The organism is Stieleria neptunia (assembly GCF_007754155.1).
Lineage (GTDB): Bacteria > Planctomycetota > Planctomycetia > Pirellulales > Pirellulaceae > Stieleria > Stieleria neptunia.
In genome coordinates this window covers 6,221,588-6,240,633 of record NZ_CP037423.1, presented here as the reverse complement: position 1 = coordinate 6,240,633, position 19,046 = coordinate 6,221,588, and the positions used below count along the sequence as shown (strand labels likewise).

The following is a 19,046-nucleotide window of genomic DNA, read 5'->3' as shown; positions in this document are numbered from 1 at the left end:
CGATTCGCATCCGCAGACGCGAATCATTCCCCCACACGAAACTGAAGCCTTCACTCCGATGACATCAACGAAAGAAATCGAGATGCGTGATCCACTGTTTCATCTGCCCAAGAAGCAAGGGTTGTATGACCCTGAGCACGAGAAAGACGCGTGTGGGGTCGGGTTCATCGCTCACATCAAGGGTGTGCCCAGCCATCAAAACGTGCTCGATGCCGACGAGATTCTCCGCGCGATGGATCACCGTGGTGCCTGTGGTTGCGAACCGAACACCGGTGACGGCTGCGGCATGATGTGTGGACTACCGCACAAGTTTCTTGCCAAGGTCGCCAAGGAAGATTTGGGCGTGGACTTGCCCGAGCCGGGGCGTTTCAGCGCCGGGTTGGTGTTCCTGCCGCAGGACGCCGCCGAACGTGCCGAGTGCAAGCAGACGATCGAAAAGCTGATCGCCGATCGCGGCCAGGTTTTCTACGGCTGGCGCGACGTGCATCAGGCGACCGATTTCGCCGACGTCGGTCCGACCGCACGGGCTGCCGAACCGGTGATCGAACAACTGTTCGTCGGTGCCGCCGATGGACTCAAGGGCGAAGCGTTCGAGCGTGAGCTGTACATGATTCGCAAACGCGCCAGCCACCTGTTGCGCGGCAGCAAGACGCTCAAGCAGGCGTTGATGTTTTACATCTGCTCGCTCAGCACCAAGGTGATCATCTACAAGGGGATGCTGACGCCGGCGCAACTGTTGCCCTACTATCCCGATCTCCGCGATCCGGATTTCAAAACGCACCTGGCGATGGTCCACAGCCGGTTTTCGACCAACACGTTCCCCAGTTGGGACCGCGCCCAGCCGTTGCGTTTCATGAGCCACAACGGCGAGATCAACACGCTGCGTGGCAACAGCAACTGGATGAAGGCACGTCAGGGGACTGCCGAAAGCAAGTTGTTCGGTGACGACCTGCAAAAACTGTTTCCGGTCGTCGAGCCCGATTGCAGCGATTCGGGAACGTTCGACAACGTGCTCGAGTTTCTGTTGATGAACGGACGCACGCTGCAGGAAGCCATCATGATGATGGTTCCCGAAGCCTGGCAGAAACACGATTCGATGAGCGAAGACAAACGTGCGTTCTATGAGTATTTTTCGTGCATGATGGAACCGTGGGACGGGCCGGCGTCGATCGCATTTACCGACGGGTCCTACATCGGTGCGACACTTGACCGGAACGGATTGCGCCCCAGTCGTTATTACGTCACGCACGATGACCGCGTGATCATGGCCAGCGAAGTCGGCGTGCTGCCGGTCGATCCGGCGATCGTCAAAGAGAAGGGGCGTTTGCAGCCGGGCAAGATGTTTTTGATCGACTTCGAACAGGGGCGACTGATCCCCGACGAGGAGCTGAAGACCAACTTCGCCAAAGCGATGCCCTACGGCGATTGGCTCCGTCAAGAACGCATTCGACTGTCGGACCTGCATCCGGAAGCGGAACCGCACGGTTTTGACAGTGACACGCTGCTGCACCGCATGCAAGCGTTCGGATACACCAGCGAAACGATGAATTTCATGTTGCGTCCGTTGGTCCGAGACCTGCGTGACCCGGTCGGCTCGATGGGCAACGACAGCGCGCTGGCGTGTCTGTCGGACAAGCCCCGCATGATCTATGACTATTTCAAGCAGTTGTTCGCGCAAGTCACCAACCCGGCGATCGATTCGATTCGCGAAGAGGTGATCATGTCGCTGGAATGCTACATCGGGCCCGAGCAAAACTTGTTGGACGCAACGCCGGCGCACTGCCATCGTTTGTTGGTCGAGCATCCGATTTTGACGAACGAGGAACTCGCCGCGCTGTCGCACATCAACCACGAAGGCTGGCAAAGTCGCGTGATCGACATCACCTTCGATCGCAGCGAAGGCAAGGCGGGGTTGCAAGCCACGTTGGACCGAATCTCTGCGGAAGCGGAATCCGCGGCCGACGCGGGGATCGAATTGGTGGTGCTTTCGGACCGCAAGATCGGACCCGACCGCGTTCCGGTCAGTGCCCTGTTGGCGGTCGGAGCGGTCCATCATCACTTGGTCAAACAGGCCAAGCGGACGCGAATCGGTCTGGTGGTCGAAACGGGCGAGGCCCGCGAAGTTCACCACCACTGCCTGTTGATCGGTTACGGTGCCGATGCGATCAATCCCTACTTGGCCTTTGAGGCGCTCTGGCAAGCGCGTCGCGACGCCTTGATGGACCCGTCGTTGGATGATGACAAGATCGTCGCCGCCTATCGCAAGGGCGTCGCCAAGGGCATGCTCAAGGTGATGGCCAAGATGGGCATCAGCACACTGCAAAGCTACAAGGGCGCCCAGATCTTTGAAGCCCTGGGCTTGAAGGACGAGGTGATCGGCAAGTGCTTTGTCGGCACCGCCAGCCGCATTCAAGGCGTCTCGTTTGACGTGATCGCCGAAGAAACGCTGCGTCGCCATGCATTGGGTTATCCCAAACGCAAGAGCGATAATCTGCCGACACTGCCCAACTTGGGTGAATACCATTGGCGGGCCGAAGGCGAAAAACACGCCTGGTCGCCCGATTCGATCGCGGACTTGCAAATCGCCGCGCGGAACAACAACGAAGACGCGTACTGGAAATTTGCCGGCAAGATCAACTCCGACAACCGTTCCCGCTGCACCCTCCGCGGGCTGTTGCGATTCAAGGAAACCGGAAACTCGATCCCGCTGGAAGAAGTTCAACCGGCGTCGGAAATCGTCAAACGTTTCTGCACCGGCGCGATGAGTTTCGGCAGCATCAGTGCCGAATCGCACGAGACCTTGGCGATCGCGATGAACCGTTTGGGCGGGAAAAGCAACACGGGTGAAGGCGGAGAAGACCCGTTGCGATTCCAACCGCTGGAAAACGGCGATTCCAAGCGTTCGGCGATCAAACAAGTCGCCTCGGGTCGCTTCGGGGTCACGATCGAATACTTGACCAACGCCGATGAGATCCAAATCAAGATCTCGCAGGGAGCCAAGCCGGGTGAAGGCGGTGAGCTGCCGGGCAAGAAGGTCGACAACAACATCGCGCGGATTCGTTACAGCACGCCCGGTGTGGGGCTGATCAGCCCTCCGCCGCACCACGACATCTACTCGATCGAAGACTTGGCGCAGCTGATTCACGATTTGAAAAACGCCAATCGTGCCGCCCGGATCAGTGTCAAATTGGTTTCCGAGGTCGGTGTCGGTGTGATCGCCAGCGGTGTGGCCAAGGCGTTCGCCGATCACATCCTGATCTCCGGCGACACCGGCGGAACCGGGGCGTCGCCATTGACCAGTATCAAACATGCCGGTTTACCGTGGGAGTTGGGGATTGCCGAGACGCACCAGGTGTTGGTGCTGAACAACCTTCGCAGCCGCGTCGTGTTGCAGACAGACGGCGGACTGAAAACCGGTCGTGACGTCGTGATCGCCGCCTTGTTGGGGGCCGAAGAGTTCGGATTTTCGACCGCACCGTTGATCACGCTCGGTTGCATCATGATGCGGAAGTGTCATCTGAACACCTGCCCGGTCGGGATCGCGACACAAGATCCCTATCTGCGTGAAAAGTTCTCCGGCAAGCCCGAGCACGTCGTCAATTACCTGTTCATGGTGGCCGAAGAAGCACGTCGCATCATGGCCGAACTCGGTTTCCGAACGATCGACGAAATGGTCGGCCGTAGCGACGTGTTGCACACCGACGACGCGATCAAACACTGGAAAGCCGACGGATTGGATTTGACCGCGATCCTGCGAGTTGCGACCAAACCGAATCCGGACGTCAAAGTGATTTGCAGCCAGGCCCAAGATCACGGCCTGGAAAAATCACTCGACATGACGGTCTTGTTGGACAAGGCACGCGAGTCGATTCAGACCAAAGAACCGATCGTGATCGAATCACCGATCATCAACATCAATCGTACGGTGGGAACGATCCTCAGCAACGAGGTCGCCAAGGTGTACGGCCAAATGGGGCTGCCCGACGACACGATCCGACTTCAATTGACCGGATCGGCGGGACAAAGTTTGGGCGCCTTCTTGGCCCACGGCATCACCATCGACTTGGAAGGCGACGCCAACGACTACGTCGGCAAGGGGCTCAGCGGTGGTCGCATCATCGTCTATCCGCCCAAGCAGAGCAGTTTCAAGTCGCAAGACAACATCTTGGTCGGCAACGTGTGCCTGTACGGTGCGACCGGCGGAGAAGCGTTTTTCCGCGGCCGTGCGGCGGAGCGTTTCTGTGTGCGAAACAGCGGAGCCAAGACCGTCGTCGAAGGCGTCGGCGATCATGGTTGTGAATACATGACGGGAGGACGCGTTGTGATCCTGGGTGAAACCGGTCGGAACTTTGCCGCCGGGATGTCCGGAGGGATCGCCTACGTCTGGGACCGCGCCGGTGATTTCAATATCAAGTGCAACCTGGCGTTGGTGGAATTGGAGCGGATCGACGATCCGGACGAGGAAGCCGAAATCAAAGAATTGATCACCCGACACAAGCAGTACACCGGCAGCGAAGTCGCCGCCGAGGCACTGGAGGATTGGGAGACGTTCCTGTCGCAATGTGTCAAAGTCATGCCCGTCGACTACAAACGCGTGCTGCTGGCACAAAAAGAACAAGCGACCCCGGTGGGGTAAGCGTCCCGCTTGCCAACCCCAGTGCGGCAAGCTTCCCGCTTGCCGCAACATCTTCACCTCCAACACATTCCAACGTAAGACCAAGAGCAGACTGATGGGAAAGCCAACCGGATTCAAAGAGTTTGATCGTAAAAAAGTACCGTGGCGATTGCCGGTCGTTCGACTGAACGATTACGACGAAATCTACACCGAGCACAAAATCGATCACCTCCGCGAGCAAGGCGCCCGTTGCATGGATTGCGGCGTCCCGTTTTGTCAGTCCGGCACGGGATGTCCGATCGATAACTTGATCCCCGAATGGAACGACCTGGTCTACAACAATCGTTGGAAGGAAGCGATCGAGCGGTTGCACAAGACCAATAACTTTCCCGAGTTCACCGGACGCACCTGTCCGGCGCCGTGCGAGGGATCCTGTGTGTTGGGGATCAACCATCCGCCGGTGACGATCAAGAACATTGAAAATGCGATCGTCGATCGGGCTTGGGAAGAAGGCTGGATCGTGCCCGAACCGCCGGAAAGCCGGACCGGAAAATCCGTCGCGATTGTCGGCAGCGGCCCGGCCGGATTGACCGCGGCGGACCAGTTGAACAAGGCCGGTCACAGCGTCACCGTTTACGAACGGGCCAATCGCATCGGTGGATTGCTGCAGTACGGCATTCCGAACATGAAGCTTTCCAAAGAAGCGGTCCAGCGCCGCGTGGACAAGATGACGGCCGAAGGGATCAAGTTCGTCACCGGCGCGAACGTCGGCGTCGACTTGGACCCCAAGGAGCTGGTCAATGAAAACGACGCGGTCCTGTTGGCCTGTGGTGCGACGAAGCCGCGCGACTTGCCGATCCCCAATCGGGACGCCAAGGGCGTTCATTTTGCGATGGAGTTTTTGACCGCCAACACGCGTCAAAGCGTCCACGGAGAAACCCTCGGCGACGGGTTCATCAGCGCCGAAGGCAAAGACGTGATCGTGATCGGGGGCGGTGACACCGGAACCGACTGCATCGCGACCAGTTTGCGACACGGCTGCCGCAGCCTGGTCAATTTCGAACTGCTGCCCAAGCCGCCCGAAGAGCGTGCCTCGGATAATCCTTGGCCGGAATGGCCTCGCGTCTTCCGTGTCGATTACGGACACGAAGAGGCCGAAGCGAAATTCGGTCGGGATCCTCGCGAGTATCAAATCCTTAGCAAGGAATTTGTCGTCGACGCCGCCGGCGAACTGGCGGGCATCAAGACCGTCGAGGTTGAATGGACGAAAGACGAGTCTGGGAAATGGCAAATGGCGGAGGTCGAAGGGTCGGAGAAACAGTGGCCTGCCCAATTGATCTTGCTGTCGATGGGATTCTTGGGGCCGGAACAGTATGTCCCCGAATCGTTGGGGATGGAGACCGATCCGCGAAGCAATTTCAAGGCCGAGCATGGCCAATTTGCGACGAACATCGACAAGGTCTTCGCCGCAGGTGACTGTCGCCGCGGACAGAGTTTGGTCGTCTGGGCGATCAACGAGGGGCGTGGTGCCGCTCGCGCGATCGATGTTTTTCTGCAGGGCGAGAGCAATTTGCCCGCGCCAGGGGTTACGATGGGAACGGCGATGCAAGTCGGCTAGCCGCTATAACCTCGTAAAACTCAGCACATCAATCGTTCACGTCGTGGGGCGGAGCCTCGGGGCGAGTCTGTGCTTTTCTTCCCCACACCACCCATCACGACCATGAAACGACGTCAATTCATTGCCAGCGGTGCTGCGCTGACCGCCACGTTGGCCCAGTCCAGCTGGCTCCGCGCCCTGGAAGCGGACAACAAGTATCGCAACGAGATCGGAATCCAGCTCTACACGCTGCGAAACGAAATCCGCGCCGACGTCGCGGGCACGTTGAAGGCGGTTGCCGAGGCCGGGTACAAGCAAGTCGAACCGTACGGTTTTCCCGGTGCCGACGACATGATTCGCGAAGCCAAAGCCAATGGGATGGCGGTGCATTCGTCTCACATCAACACCGACGGAATCCTGAAACCCGACCAGAAAGGGGTTCAGCCGTTTGAGCAGCTGCTCGACAAAGCCAACGATCTGGGGCTGACCCACCTGGTGGTCCCTTACCTGGGTGCCGAACAACGCGGTTCGTTGGACCAGTACAAGGAGGTCGCACAGCGGTGCAATGTTGCGGCCGAGAAAGCGAAACGGGCGGGCATTCAATTGGCCTACCACAATCACGCCTTTGAGTTCAAACCGTTCGAAGGTGGCAAATGCGGTTATGACGTCTTCGTCGAAGAGTTCTCGGCGGACATGAAGTTTGAAATCGACGTCTTCTGGGTCGCCGTCGGTGGCCTGGATGCGGCGGATCTGATTCGCAAACTTTCCGGACGCGTGACGCAGTTGCACCTCAAGGACCTGGATCGGTCCGTCAAGCCGCCGCAGTACGAGGGGATCCCGAAGGAAGCGTTCAAGGAACTGGGCAACGGGATGATCCCGATGGAACCGATCCTGGCCGCCGCCGCGGATGCTGGCGTGGCACATTGCCATGTCGAGCAAGACCACTCGCCACACCCGGTCAAAAGTATCCAGCAGAGCGCGGCGTACCTGCGGTCGCTGTAGCGAAGTGCGCCAACTGGTGCGTTGCTTGTGAGCGGCAGGGCGCGAGCCCTCCGGTGTTTCATGGTGTTGTTGCAGCGCGCCGGACGGCTCGTGGGCTGTTGCTTTTGTGAGCCGCGCGCCGCGTAAGCGGCCGGGCACTGCGACGCTGCCCGAGGCCTTACGGCCAGCCCCTCACCATTGATTCAGCAGATCCCGACGAAATCGACGGCCCGCTCGCGCCGTTCCGCTCACCAGCGTCGACAGGCTGGAAGCGGATCCCACTTGTTTTCAGTGCGTTGCTAGGGTGCCGGTCGGCGGCCAAAAGGGGCAATCGGGAAATGGCCGCCGGCGTCGAAAAGGATCACTCCGTCGCCAGCGTTGCCGGTTCGAGTTCTCCGTTCACCATGCCAATTAGGGGGATGGTGGGCGGCCAGATCGTGGCAGGGGGAAGGGGCCGATCGAATCGGTCGCGGCGTCACGGTCGGTTTCTTAAGTATTCATGCGGAAATCTATTTGCATGAGGGCGGAATGCCCGGCAAGGTTAAAGTTAACGGGAAGCGTCGGCGTCGGCACATTCTGTCTGACCCGAACACGCACCCGATCGCAATCCCTGAAATCCCTTTGTCGACGCAAGAAGCCACGCGTCACCCACAGAACGTGTAGGAGTCTGCCCACAATGCTGCGTCTTTCCGGTACCGCACCGAACACGGACGTCGAGAACGCCATTCGGGATCTTCTCGAGGAAGACGCGTTTTACGATCGCATCGAAAACCGTTCGTCGCACCGCGAGCATTTGGTCCGGCCCGTGGCGATGCTGATCCGGGGATCTCAGGAAGAAATCATTGCATTCTCACGGAAAGTTTCGGCGGCCGGAATTGGCTTGATCACTTCGGCGGAAATTCCCGAGCGATCCACGGCGGTGCTGACGATTGAGTCGCTCAAGGGTGGGCCGATCAAGATGCTGGCGCAATGCCGCTGGTGCCGTCCGTATGGTCCCAACTGGAAGATTTCGGGTTGGCAATTCATCAACCTACATCGTTAGTGCCGGGTCTCGTTGAAACCGGGTCGGGCGGTTAACATCTGGCGTCATGGAAAAGACAAACATTGCCATTGTTGGCCTGGGTACTGTTGGTAGCGGTGTTGCGCGTCTGTTGCTCGATCATGGAGACCGCACGGCGCGTCATGCCGGACGAACGTTGTGGTTGCGCAAAGCGGTCGCGAGAGACCTTGCCAAAGCCGCCGCACGGATCGATCTTCCCGAGGGCGTGTTGACGGATTCGATCGATGAAGTCGTCAATGACCCCGAAATCACCGTTGTGGCGCAATTGATCGGTGGGCTCGAACCGGCCCGATCGATCATGCTGCGGTTGCTGGAATCGGGGAAAGACATCGTCACGGCGAACAAAGCCCTGCTGGCCGAGCACGGTCCGGAATTGTTTGATCGGGCGCGACAATTGGGCCGCAGTATCGCCTTTGAAGCGTCCGTGGCCGGCGGAATCCCGATCATCGCCAACATCAGCCAATGCCTGTCGGCCAACCAGTTGCAATCGCTCGAAGGGATCCTGAACGGGACCAGCAACTTCATCGTCAGCCAGATGGACGAGTTCGGTTCCAACTACGAGGAAGTCGTCAAAACGGCGCAGGAACTCGGCTACGCCGAAGCGGATCCGACGATGGACGTCGACGGCACCGACGCGGCACAAAAGCTGGCGATTTTGGCGCACTTGGCGTTCGGCGCCACCGTCGACTGGAACGACATCCCCAAAGTCGGGATCGATGGGTTGGATCCGGTGGACCTGCGATACGCGCGGGAGCTCGGCTATCGCATCAAATTGTTGGCCGTCGCCAATTTGACCGACGACGGCTTGGAATTGTCGGTTTCGCCGACGCTGTTGAAGATCGGGACGCCGTTGGCCGAAGTGCGAAACGCGTTCAACGCGATCCGTGCGATCGGCGATGCCGTCGGCCCCGTCTTCTTTCACGGCCTGGGGGCCGGCCAGATGCCGACGGCGTCCGCCGTCGTGGCAGATTTGATCGACACCGCCGTCGGCCGAACCAAGTTGACTTTTCAAACGCTGGAATACTTCTCCAGCGACAACCCGCCCCGCGCCATCCTCCGCGACGCCGAAACGTTACGCGGACGCTTTTACCTGAGGTTGCATGTCGCCAATCACCCCGGCACGTTGGCGGCCATCGCCAACGTCTTGGCCAAGCATGCGATCTCAATCGCCTCGGTGATCCAGCACGAATCCGAAACGGCTCGCGGGGAGATGGAATTGGTGCCGCTGGTGATCATGACGCACCAGGCCACCGAGGGCGCGGCGAAGTTGGCGACCAGCGAAATCGAAGCGCTCCCCGCCGTCCAAGGCGTCGTCACACGATTCCGCGTGAAAGAATAGTTTTGCCAAAAAGGTGTCCGCCACCTTTCCCAAAGCCTCAGCTGCCCGGTCTGCCCATAGCCCCTGTTTTGCCAAAAAGGTGTCGGACACCTTTTTCAAACGGCTGCGGCGCTGGCGAGGCCATAGGCGAGAATCGTTTGTTGCAACTGCTGCTCGGCTGCTTCGTCCAGGGGCGTCATCGGCAAACGCAATTCGCCCGTGTCGCGTCCGACCATCCGCATCGCGGCTTTGACCGGGATCGGATTGGTGGCGAGTCCCAGCATGTTGCTGCACAGGGCGAACAGCTGGTGGTGCATCTTGCGAGCGAGTTCGTAATCACCGTTGCTGGCGGCATGGACCAATTTGATCATGTCGCCGGGAACCAGGTTGCCGACGACCGACACCACGCCTTCGGCTCCGACGCTCATCATCGGCAACGTCAGCGAATCGTCGCCGGACAGCACGGTCAGATCGGTCGTGCCGACGATCGCCGAGCATTGATCCAGTTTTCCCGTCGCTTCCTTGACCATCGTGATGCCCGGCAATTCGGCCAGTCGCTGGATCGTCGACACGTCGATTTCTTTTCCGGTGCGGCCGGGAATGTTGTAGACGCAGACCGGGATCTCGACCGCTTCGGCAACCGCTTTGAAGTGTTGGTACAAGCCCTCTTGAGTCGGCTTGTTGTAATAGGGGGCGACCTGCAGCGTCGCATCGGCTCCCTCCTTGGCGGCGCGCTTCGTCAATCGAAGGGCTTCGGCGGTGCTGTTGCTGCCCGTCCCGGCCATCACTTTCGCACGACCGGCGACACACTGGATGGTCTCCGCGATCACGCGTTCGTGCTCGTCGTGCGTCAACGTCGGAGATTCGCCGGTCGTGCCCACGGGAACGATGCAACGGGTGCCCGCCTCGAGCTGGAATTCGATCTGCTGTTTCAACCGGTCGTAGTCCACACCGCCGTCGGCAAAGGGCGTGATGATGGCGACCGATAGTCCGGCGAAATCAGATCCACGACGCTGGGTCATAAGGAGTCCCTGGGGTGTTGAATTTTTAGCGAGTGTAAGGGCGAAACGAGCGCAGCAGCCTACCGCGGATCAGGAAAAACACAATTCCCCGGACCGTCGCCATGCCGAATTGGTTCGGCAAAACCACCAAAATCCCCAACATAATGGCCGCGAAAGTCGTCACGGCCAGGGCCGGTCCTTTCCACCACGGCCGATACTCAAACGTCACACGCCAATTTCCCGGTGGAATGAGCACCGCCTGATTCAAGTGGCTGCTGCGGAAAACCCTTAGCGATCTCGACGAATCACCGGCAACGGAGTCCAGCCCGGCCCGCCAGTTCCCGTCCTGATAGACACAGCGTTCCAGCACGCAATCGGTGTCGCAGCGGACGAGGATCGTTCCGTCGGCCGCTCGGTCGACGCGTGCCGATCGCCCGGTCGGTGCGGTGACCGAACCGGCCACTGGTGCAGTGACGGAACCGGAGGTCGGTGGAGCTGCCGCCAGGTGTGGCAACGGCAGCCCGGGGCGGAGTACGAGTTCTGGAATCAGTTCCCGCAGCGGTTTTTCCGGCAACCATTCGGTGAAAACGCGGAGGTCGCGAACCGGTTCGGTCATCCGCCGCTGCACCGAAACCAGGGTCAGTCCATCGGCCGCCGTGGCCGAGTGGCCGTCGACGTGCGAGACCGCTCCGATCGCCAGCCACTGTCGGATCGCCTGCCAAAACGCCGCGCGTTGTTCGCGGTCCAGGTGTTGCAGATGGTGGTTGCACGACCACCAGAACTCTCCATAACTGCGGCTCTTGATGCTGACCATGCTGTTGAACACCGCCTGTCGCTCAGCCAGATGCCAACGCCCGAACCAGGCGATCCGTTCGCTTGCGGCGACTTCCAACGGGCGATCGACGGATCGGGTGGTCCGCCATTGCTGCGGCCACATTCCCGCTTGCGTGCGCAAGGTGCGTGTCCGTGCGATCGGCGCCGGGCTCGCCTGGTGGGCCAATTGTCGTTCCCGCCAAACATCCACCCGCGGCAGCAACGTCGATGTGTTGGTGATCGCATCGATCGCGATCAACGCGACCCAGGCGCCGCCGATCCAGATCGCGGGGCGGCGCTGATCGTGCCAGCCGGCAAACCGCCGCAAACCGACCAGCGCGCACAAGACCGCCACCGACCACCCACACGACCATCGAATCATCGCGAGGCCGCCGGCGACATCCAGTCGTCCCCAGTATTCGTCGACCGGAATCGCGTCGGGGTCGATCGGGAGCCAGCGTTCCCATTGCTGACTGGCCAGGTGCGCCAACACACCGCCGCCGGAAAAACCGACCAACAGCATCAACGCCAGGGGCAATTCAACTTTGTCGCGATCGGACGAAATCCACTGTGCCGCGACCATGGAACTGGCGATGGCAAAGATCGGTAACCATTTCACCGGATAGCGAAATGAACTGTAGCCGGGAATCCACTGACAGAGCATCCAAAATGGTCCCCCGACGGCGCTGTCACCATGTTCAAGCACGCCGGGGATCTGTTGCAGCCACCAGACCAGGCCGAAATGCCCGAAACAAATCGTCAAGCTGACCAGCGAGACGGCCAGCCAGGGATCCACAAAGTAGCTTCGCGGCCGGGCCAGACGGCAAAGCAGTGCAAACCCTACGACCAAACCCGCGTAGAGCGACGGTGTCCACATCCGGCCTTCACCGGGAATCACGTTCGCGATCCGTCGATGGACGGGAAACAGATGGCCGAAGGGGCGTGGCGAGAGGGTTTCGACGGCGTGCCAGGGTGCAAGCGAAAACTCGTAGATCTCGCTGCGCTGGGCCACACGCGCCGCGCGAACACTTTGGCGACTCCAATCCAGCGATGCCGCGATTTGGATCGAGCTGATCCCGACCGCCAACGCACCACTGCAAACGCCGACAAGCAGCGTGCGGACGAATTCGCATTGCATCCACGTCCGGCCTTGGCGACGGGCTTGTCGAAATTGCCCCCGGGCGTGGAACAGCGAAATCGCGGCGGCCGTCATCACGCAGTGCAATGCCGACTGGGGATCGCCACCGAGCACCATCATGGCCAGCGCCGTGGCGGCGATCACAATCCGCCGACGCATCGACCGTGATCGGCCCGCCGTCGACATCGTCGGCAGGCAGGCGCCCAGGGCGAACGGAATCCACGCCGCGCCGACCAAAAACGGAGGATTGCAACACAGCGAGAAAACGCTGCCCGAGAGCGGATAAACGATTGCCGCCACCAACACTCCCAGCCGCCGGCAGCCGATCGACTTGGCCAACCAGGCCGCGGCGGCGGAGGCCAGCAACAGATGAACGATCAGATAGAGGCTGATCAGCGATTCGTTGGACAGCCGATCGCTGGCCAGCGGAAACGAATACACCAGCCATCGCAACGGGTACAAGACCGCCGTCGACGTCTCACCGATCAAGGGCATGCCGGTGTGATCGAGCGGGTTCCAGAGCGGCAGCCACTGTGCGGCCGTCCGCTCGGCCACGTAATCATACAGCGGCAAGTAAAAATGGTTGACGTCGCGGAATGCGATGCGTTTTCCCAACAGCGTCGGCCAAGTCGATCCCAGGATGACGGCAACGACCAAGGCTACCGACGCAACACAGCGGATCACGTCACCAGGCCCTTGGTCACGGTCATAAAGACATCTTCCAACGTCGGGGCGCGATCATTGAACGAACGCAAACGGACCCCTTCAGCAATCATCGTCTCCATCAACGTCGCCAGCCCTTCGTCGTCGGTTTCCAGTTCGGCGACGATGTAGGTCGGTCCCTGTTCGATCGATCGCAACGAGGGGCTGCTGCGCAAGATCGACATCCCGGCCTCTTCCCCCGCGACGAACTGAATTTCGACGTGCCGGTTTCGTCGAATCTGTCGATAGACCGTTTCGATCGGACCGCTCATCAACAATTGTCCGCGTTCGATGATGCCGATCGAAGTACAACAATCGGCCAGTTCGGTCAGGATGTGGCTGCTGATCAGAATCGTCTTGCCCATCCGACGCAACTCCTTGAGCAACTCTTTCACTTCGACGCGGGCGCGGGGATCCAAGCCGCTGGCGGGTTCGTCCAGAATCAACACCGGCGGGTCGTGCACCAGGGTTTTGGCCAGGCACAGGCGTTGTTTCATGCCGCGTGACAAACCGTTGACGAAATCGTCGCGTTTGTGGGTCAGATCCAGCAACTCCAAGACGTTGTCGATGATCTGTTTTCGATCCTTGCGTCCGATCCGATAGGCGACGGCAAAGAAATCCAGAAATTCCCAGACCCGCATGCCGTCGTAGACGCCAAAGTTGTCGGGCATGTAACCGACGGCCTGACGAACGCCGACCGGATCGGCCATCACGTCACATCCGGCGACTTCGCCGCGACCGCGTGTGGCCCGCAACAGCGTGGCCAAAAAGCGAATCGTGGTGCTCTTGCCCGCACCGTTGGGGCCGATGAACCCGAACGTCTCCCCGGCTTCAATATGAAGATCCAACTCCTGCACGGCAGTGAAGTCGCCATAGTCCTTTCCGAATCCTGTCAACGTAATCATCTCACTCGCTCTCCGTCGGCGATGGCTTGCTGTTGGTCGTGTCCGTTTCAGCCGAATCCGAATCCGATTTCGAATCTTCCGATTCCTGCGTCGTGGTCTCGATGCGGTTGACGCGGCGAAAGTCACTGACAAGATTTTTGTCGGCGACCGGTTCGGGGAGATCGGCATGTTGAAGGTGAATGATGGCGATCGTTTGCGCCGTTTGCTGGCTTGCCGCAGGGGAGATTTCCAGTCCATCGAGTGAACCATCGATTCTGGCGATCAGCCGGGTCGTCCCGTCGGGAACCGATTCCGATGCCGCCAAACGTTTCATCAGGTCGTCGGCATGCATCGGCAAATCGTCGGCGACCATCAATTGATCCGAGCCGCGAAACTCAACCGTTTTTGTCTCCCCGCGATTGAACGTTCCGACCACGGCGATTTCGGTCTCACCGCGATCGCTCTTTCGCACCAACAGCGTGTCCAAAAACTCGATGTCCGCTTCGCTGGTCAGCGTGCGGTCACCGTCAAATTCAATCACGCCGCCCAGATCGACCATTTCTTCGCTGTGGACGTAACGCATGCGGTTACTGTTGATGGCGAAATCAGCCAGCGACGGCCCTTCTTCAAAAGACGTGCGGATCAGCGGTTGGATGTCGGTGTTCGGATCCGGCTCGCCATCGAGCGGGGCTGCGATGCCGTCGACCGTGCGAAATTGCAATTCGTACCGACTGGAGAGCGAATTGTAAATTCCGATCATGCGGGTTAAATGCGCGCGGGGATATCCGGCGTGTCCTTCCAAGATCGCCAACTCCGTCGTGCTGCGGGCAAAACCGATATCCAGCCTCGCCTGACGAGCGGCAAACGCGGCGCCGATCACGGCGATCAGCGGGACGGCAAACCACGCGTACTCCAGCCGATTCATCAATCGAAACACGAGATAGTTGATCGGTACCAACACGATCAAATAGATCGCAAGTGATCGCACCACCAGCGCGGAACCCGGTATCTCGATTCCCGCTTCGCTGGTGAGTTTTTCTTGCAACATCGAGATCGCGTCGCTGGAATCGTTCCAGGCCGAAATGCCGGTCACCGCGTCGACCCTGCAGAACGAGTCGAAGGGGCTGTTGCTCTTTTTCTCGTCGTCGTCGGAACCGGCGAGCAAACTGTCGCGGGTGATGATTCGGAATCTGGTGTTCGCGGCGGCGTCACTGCGGAGCGTTGTCCCCTGGAAAAACAAACGCAGTTCGCTGGGGCTGTATCCTTGTTCGGCCAACTCTTCTGGGCTGATGTCGCCGAGGTTGGGTTCGACGTACTCTCGCGGCGGACGATTCAGAACCACGCTATTGACGAAGCTGTCGTAGGAGTCCCAAGCTTCGACCCAGTTGTCGGTCAGATCGAATCGAGGCTGGATGACCGAACCGCGGCCGATGCGTCGCGTCAAAACGAGTGACGCCGTCTTGTCGACGGCCGATGCGTCGGGATCGAGTCGCCCGTCGACCGCGATGTGGCTGACCTGAGACTTGACCAGTTCAATTTGTTTTTGTAACGATCGATCCGTCGCCACGGAGTTCTTGGTCAACAACTCGGCCGCCGCATCACCATCCAGTTCGATGTTGCTGGTCGGGATTAGCGGCAACACGTCGGCCAGCGAGGTATTGGCGATGGCGTCACTGGCCGCCGGTCCGTTGACGATCAAACGGCCGCCGAAACGGATCCAATCGGCTAGCGCGGTGTGTTGTTGCGGCGTCAACGCGTCTTCGGACAGATCGTCCCAAAGCACCACGGCGGTGCTGGACCAATCCAACATCGTTTCTGGCAACGGCAGCAGGTCGCTCGCGTCAGGCACCACAACGCGATAGTTACTGTGCCCGGTCGGGTCTTGGATCTCTGATTCAAACGATCGCGTCCAGTTGGCCGTTTGCAGACGCGTGAATCGTTCCGGACGCTTGCTCAGCACGACAAAAAAGTACTCGCTGCCGCGCATCACGTTGAACGGTTGCCCACCCGTATCCAAGATGCCGCCGCTGCGGGGGACAAATCGGCTGGACAGGTTGACGCGTCGTATGTCGATCGAATTGGGGATCGGGCATCGAAAACGGAAATCAAAGCCGCGCATCTGGCCTTTGGGTAAGACCACCGGACGGACCGACTGGAGGCTTTGGATCGCGCCCGTTCGTTCCATGTTGACGTCGCGCAGAATCACCTCCGATCGACTGGACAGTTCGCCGCGGGTGTCAGCCTTGTTGCTGCGGATCGACTGTTCCGCCGTCATCCAGTGCCCCGGCTTGACCGCCCCGAACGACTCGCTTTGGTCCGAGGGGAACGCGATCGCCGTACGAGTCGAATAGGCCTCCAGCGGTGCATTTTCTCCCTCCTGGGCGTCGGGGTCGGTCGTCGGGGTCGTGGTGCATCCGTCACAGCCGACGATCAGCGGGACGGTGAGCAGGGCAAACAGCAAAAACGCGGGACGCGGCATTCGAAAAATCGACGTGGGAAAGTGGCGGAGAAGACGAGTCGGGGGGCGGCCCCGTCCGGACCGTGATTAGTGTACGCGATTGGTGCGCCGGAGAGGATTCCCGACGCGCGGATTCGCCGCTGCCCGATGCGTGCAACATGCTTCACGTGTACCCTTTTCCTCGGACCGGCCGTTTGGCGCCAGCGGGCTGTCGATTTAGTCGGGATCTGCTGAGTTAATGGTGAGCCGCTGGCCGTAAGGCCTCGGGCAGCGTCGCAGTGCCCGGCCGCTTATGCGTCGCGGCTCACAAAAACGACAGCCCGCTTGCGCCCTGCCGCTAACAATGAACTCCCCGCTTGGCGTCAACGTCGATGACATTGGTCCGAACGCTTGCGGAATCGGCTGACGTCAGTTGGGTTTTCACGCGCCGGCCATCTCGTGGACCGGGGCGTTGGTCATGTGTTTCCACATCGCCTTGGCGGCATCGAGATCACTTTGCCGCGCCTGGCCGCGGCCGTATACGATCCGGTCGTACGCCATGGTCAATCGGCCCGTCGCCGCCTCGACCGGTGCAAACAGAGCCTTCGCATCGTGCCGTTGCTTCGTCGTCTGCCTCAATCGCAAACCAAACTCGGAGAACGTTTCGTCACGGTTTCGCTCAAACCCGCGTTCACGCGACCAGGCCTCAAACGCTTGGCAGGTCATCACCACCACGCGTCGGGGATCCTTTTCATGACCGATCGGATTTCGAAACGAAGAAAACGGTCTGCGCGGGGCATCCTGAACTCCATGTGGTCCGATCGTGTCCGCCAATCCGGTGGCGTCGCGCTCGCGTCCAAACAATGACTGCCACCAGAGCGCCAACCGTTCCCGCATTTGATACAGATAGAACGCAACGATCGCCAAGAGTCCCAGTATCAACAGGAATCGAAACAGACCGCTGACGGCGGGCAGCACGTCAGGCAACGACGGCATCGAACTGCTCGACGACGAACCGGATGTCTCCGCCGAGTCTCCTCGCTCACCACCGCTTTCCGAGTCCCGTTGTTCGTCTGATTCCCTTTGTCCGTCGCCTTGCGGATCTTCGGCACGATCCTCTTGCTCTTGAGCGGGCTCACCGGAGGCCGACTCGTTAGGTGACTCATTGTCGGTCTCACCTCGCGACGACTCTTTCCCTTGGGATGAATCTTGCCCTTGGGATGAATCTTGCCCTTGGGATGAATCTTGCGACGAATTAGTTTCGCGTTGTTGATCGCCACGGTCGGTCGATTGCTGTTGCCCGGATTGCTGTTGCCCGGATTGCTGTTGCCCGGATTGCTGTTGCCCGGATTGCTGTTGCCCGGATTGCTGTTGCCCGGATTGCTGTTGCCCGGATTGCTGTTGCCCGGATTGCTGTTGCCCGGATTGCTGTTGCCCGGATTGTTGTTGTCCGGATTGTTGTTGTCCGGATTTCTTGCCGTTTGACTTGCCACTGGCGCGGTTTTGATTGACTCCGGCTCCCTTCTGATCTTTTTGGCTCGGCGCGCGATCGCGATTGGTTTCTGCATCGGATGGGTTGTCCGATTTGTCGGCGGCTTCCTTTCCCCAGCCCGCACTGCTGGCGGTTTTGGGATCCGTTTTCAAGAATTTCGGCAGTTCAAAATTGGCGATCGCCGCCCCCGGCATGGGGGCCAGGAACGCCAGCATCAACAGTGCCGCGATCAGGGCAACGCCGCCGGCGAGCCAGGCAACCGTGACATCGCCCGGCATGTCCACATCGCGTTGTCGCAGGTAGCGGCGGAGGTTTAGAAAGCTGGTGGTCACCAACAGCGAAAGACTCGAGAACAAATACAGTCCCAGCATCAACTGTGCCCGCGCCCAGACTTGCGGACTGTTCTGCAGCATGAATTGACCGATTCCGAACAGGGGCAGCGCGGCGAGGGCGAGCAGGAACACGGTGCGACCGGGTTGGTGCGATTTTCGACGCCGCCTTTCTTGTTCCGAAACGGGGGCTTGCTGGTCAGGGGTGTCCGCGGCGATTCGACGCGACAGTCCGCTTGCTTCGTCCAATCCCCGATCAATCAGCCCCTCGCCGCTGGCGTCGACCGATTCATCGATCACGGTGCAGTCGTGAACGATACGGTCGGCGAGGTAACCGATCAGGACGACCAGCCCGATGGAAAAGAACATCGATCCGACGAAGCCGGTCATCACGAACACCATCGCGGCGCCGAGGGCCATCGCGTAGCCTGCCGAATAGGCTCGGCTTTCTTCGATGACCATGCGGGCCAGCGCGACCGATCCCATGGTGTACATCAGGATCAGGTAGAAGATGCGATCGGAGAAGTTGCCGTCGTAGAGCAGCGAGACGAAGAAGTTGGCCAGGCTGCTGATCATCAAAAAGATCAGCACCGGTCCGACACCGATGGCGGCATAGTCAGCGGGTTGGGGGCGACCGGCCAAGGGGCAATAACTCGACGGAAAGAGACGCGTTGGAGAC

10 protein-coding genes are annotated in these 19,046 nt (G+C 59.8%); 5 read left to right on the top strand and 5 right to left on the bottom strand.

Annotated elements, in window-relative coordinates; genetic code table 11:
• Positions 1 to 58: 58 nt before the first annotated feature.
• The 5 genes from gltB to Enr13x_RS21785 all read left to right on the top strand — a co-directional run bounded on the left by gltB (position 59) and on the right by Enr13x_RS21785 (position 9,592).
• Positions 59 to 4,636 carry a glutamate synthase large subunit gene (gene gltB / locus Enr13x_RS21805; protein ID WP_231743694.1) on the top strand — a complete coding sequence of 1,526 codons (4,578 nt, stop codon included), beginning with the start codon at positions 59 to 61 and terminating at the stop codon, positions 4,634 to 4,636.
• 94 nt (positions 4,637 to 4,730) lie between these two features.
• Positions 4,731 to 6,233 carry a glutamate synthase subunit beta gene (locus tag Enr13x_RS21800; RefSeq protein ID WP_145389004.1) on the top strand — a complete coding sequence of 501 codons (1,503 nt, stop codon included), beginning with the start codon at positions 4,731 to 4,733 and terminating at the stop codon, positions 6,231 to 6,233.
• Between the two features lie 102 nt (positions 6,234 to 6,335).
• Positions 6,336 to 7,214 (top strand): sugar phosphate isomerase/epimerase family protein, encoded by an 879-nt coding sequence (locus Enr13x_RS21795; protein ID WP_145389003.1) that lies wholly within the window; start codon positions 6,336 to 6,338, stop codon positions 7,212 to 7,214.
• 655 nt (positions 7,215 to 7,869) lie between these two features.
• The gene (locus Enr13x_RS21790) at positions 7,870 to 8,235 is read left to right on the top strand and encodes a PilZ domain-containing protein (RefSeq protein WP_197455276.1); all 366 of its coding nucleotides are present in this window, start codon (positions 7,870 to 7,872) and stop codon (positions 8,233 to 8,235) included.
• 46 nt (positions 8,236 to 8,281) lie between these two features.
• Positions 8,282 to 9,592, top strand: a complete 1,311-nt coding sequence (locus tag Enr13x_RS21785; RefSeq protein WP_145389001.1) for a homoserine dehydrogenase — start codon at positions 8,282 to 8,284, stop codon at positions 9,590 to 9,592.
• A gap of 95 nt (positions 9,593 to 9,687) precedes the next feature.
• Here the strand turns inward: Enr13x_RS21785 and dapA are convergent, their stop codons facing one another.
• From dapA to Enr13x_RS21760, 5 genes are all read right to left on the bottom strand, one after another.
• Complete coding sequence (dapA, locus tag Enr13x_RS21780; RefSeq protein ID WP_145389000.1) at positions 9,688 to 10,593, bottom strand: 4-hydroxy-tetrahydrodipicolinate synthase; 906 nt, start codon at positions 10,591 to 10,593, stop codon at positions 9,688 to 9,690.
• A gap of 25 nt (positions 10,594 to 10,618) precedes the next feature.
• On the bottom strand, positions 10,619 to 13,207 hold the full coding sequence (locus tag Enr13x_RS21775) for a hypothetical protein (RefSeq protein ID WP_145388999.1): 2,589 nt from the start codon (positions 13,205 to 13,207) through the stop codon (positions 10,619 to 10,621).
• On the bottom strand, positions 13,204 to 14,130 hold the full coding sequence (locus Enr13x_RS21770) for an ABC transporter ATP-binding protein (protein ID WP_145388998.1): 927 nt from the start codon (positions 14,128 to 14,130) through the stop codon (positions 13,204 to 13,206). Before Enr13x_RS21770 ends, Enr13x_RS21775 begins: the two co-directional genes overlap by 4 nt.
• A 1-nt stretch (position 14,131) precedes the next feature.
• Positions 14,132 to 16,588, bottom strand: a complete 2,457-nt coding sequence (locus tag Enr13x_RS21765) for a hypothetical protein (RefSeq protein WP_145388997.1) — start codon at positions 16,586 to 16,588, stop codon at positions 14,132 to 14,134.
• Between the two features lie 399 nt (positions 16,589 to 16,987).
• On the bottom strand, positions 16,988 to 19,009 hold the full coding sequence (locus Enr13x_RS21760; protein ID WP_145388996.1) for a DUF4129 domain-containing protein: 2,022 nt from the start codon (positions 19,007 to 19,009) through the stop codon (positions 16,988 to 16,990).
• Between the last annotated feature and the right edge of the window lie 37 nt (positions 19,010 to 19,046).

Coding starts and splice junctions, on each gene's coding strand:
- Enr13x_RS21790 (WP_197455276.1), top strand. CDS start 7,870: ATGCTGCGTCTTTCCGGTACCGCACCGAACACGGACGTCGAGAACGCC.
- Enr13x_RS21795 (WP_145389003.1), top strand. CDS start 6,336: ATGAAACGACGTCAATTCATTGCCAGCGGTGCTGCGCTGACCGCCACG.
- Enr13x_RS21785 (WP_145389001.1), top strand. CDS start 8,282: ATGGAAAAGACAAACATTGCCATTGTTGGCCTGGGTACTGTTGGTAGC.
- Enr13x_RS21765 (WP_145388997.1), bottom strand. CDS start 16,588: ATGCCGCGTCCCGCGTTTTTGCTGTTTGCCCTGCTCACCGTCCCGCTG.
- Enr13x_RS21800 (WP_145389004.1), top strand. CDS start 4,731: ATGGGAAAGCCAACCGGATTCAAAGAGTTTGATCGTAAAAAAGTACCG.
- gltB (WP_231743694.1), top strand. CDS start 59: ATGACATCAACGAAAGAAATCGAGATGCGTGATCCACTGTTTCATCTG.
- dapA (WP_145389000.1), bottom strand. CDS start 10,593: ATGACCCAGCGTCGTGGATCTGATTTCGCCGGACTATCGGTCGCCATC.
- Enr13x_RS21770 (WP_145388998.1), bottom strand. CDS start 14,130: ATGATTACGTTGACAGGATTCGGAAAGGACTATGGCGACTTCACTGCC.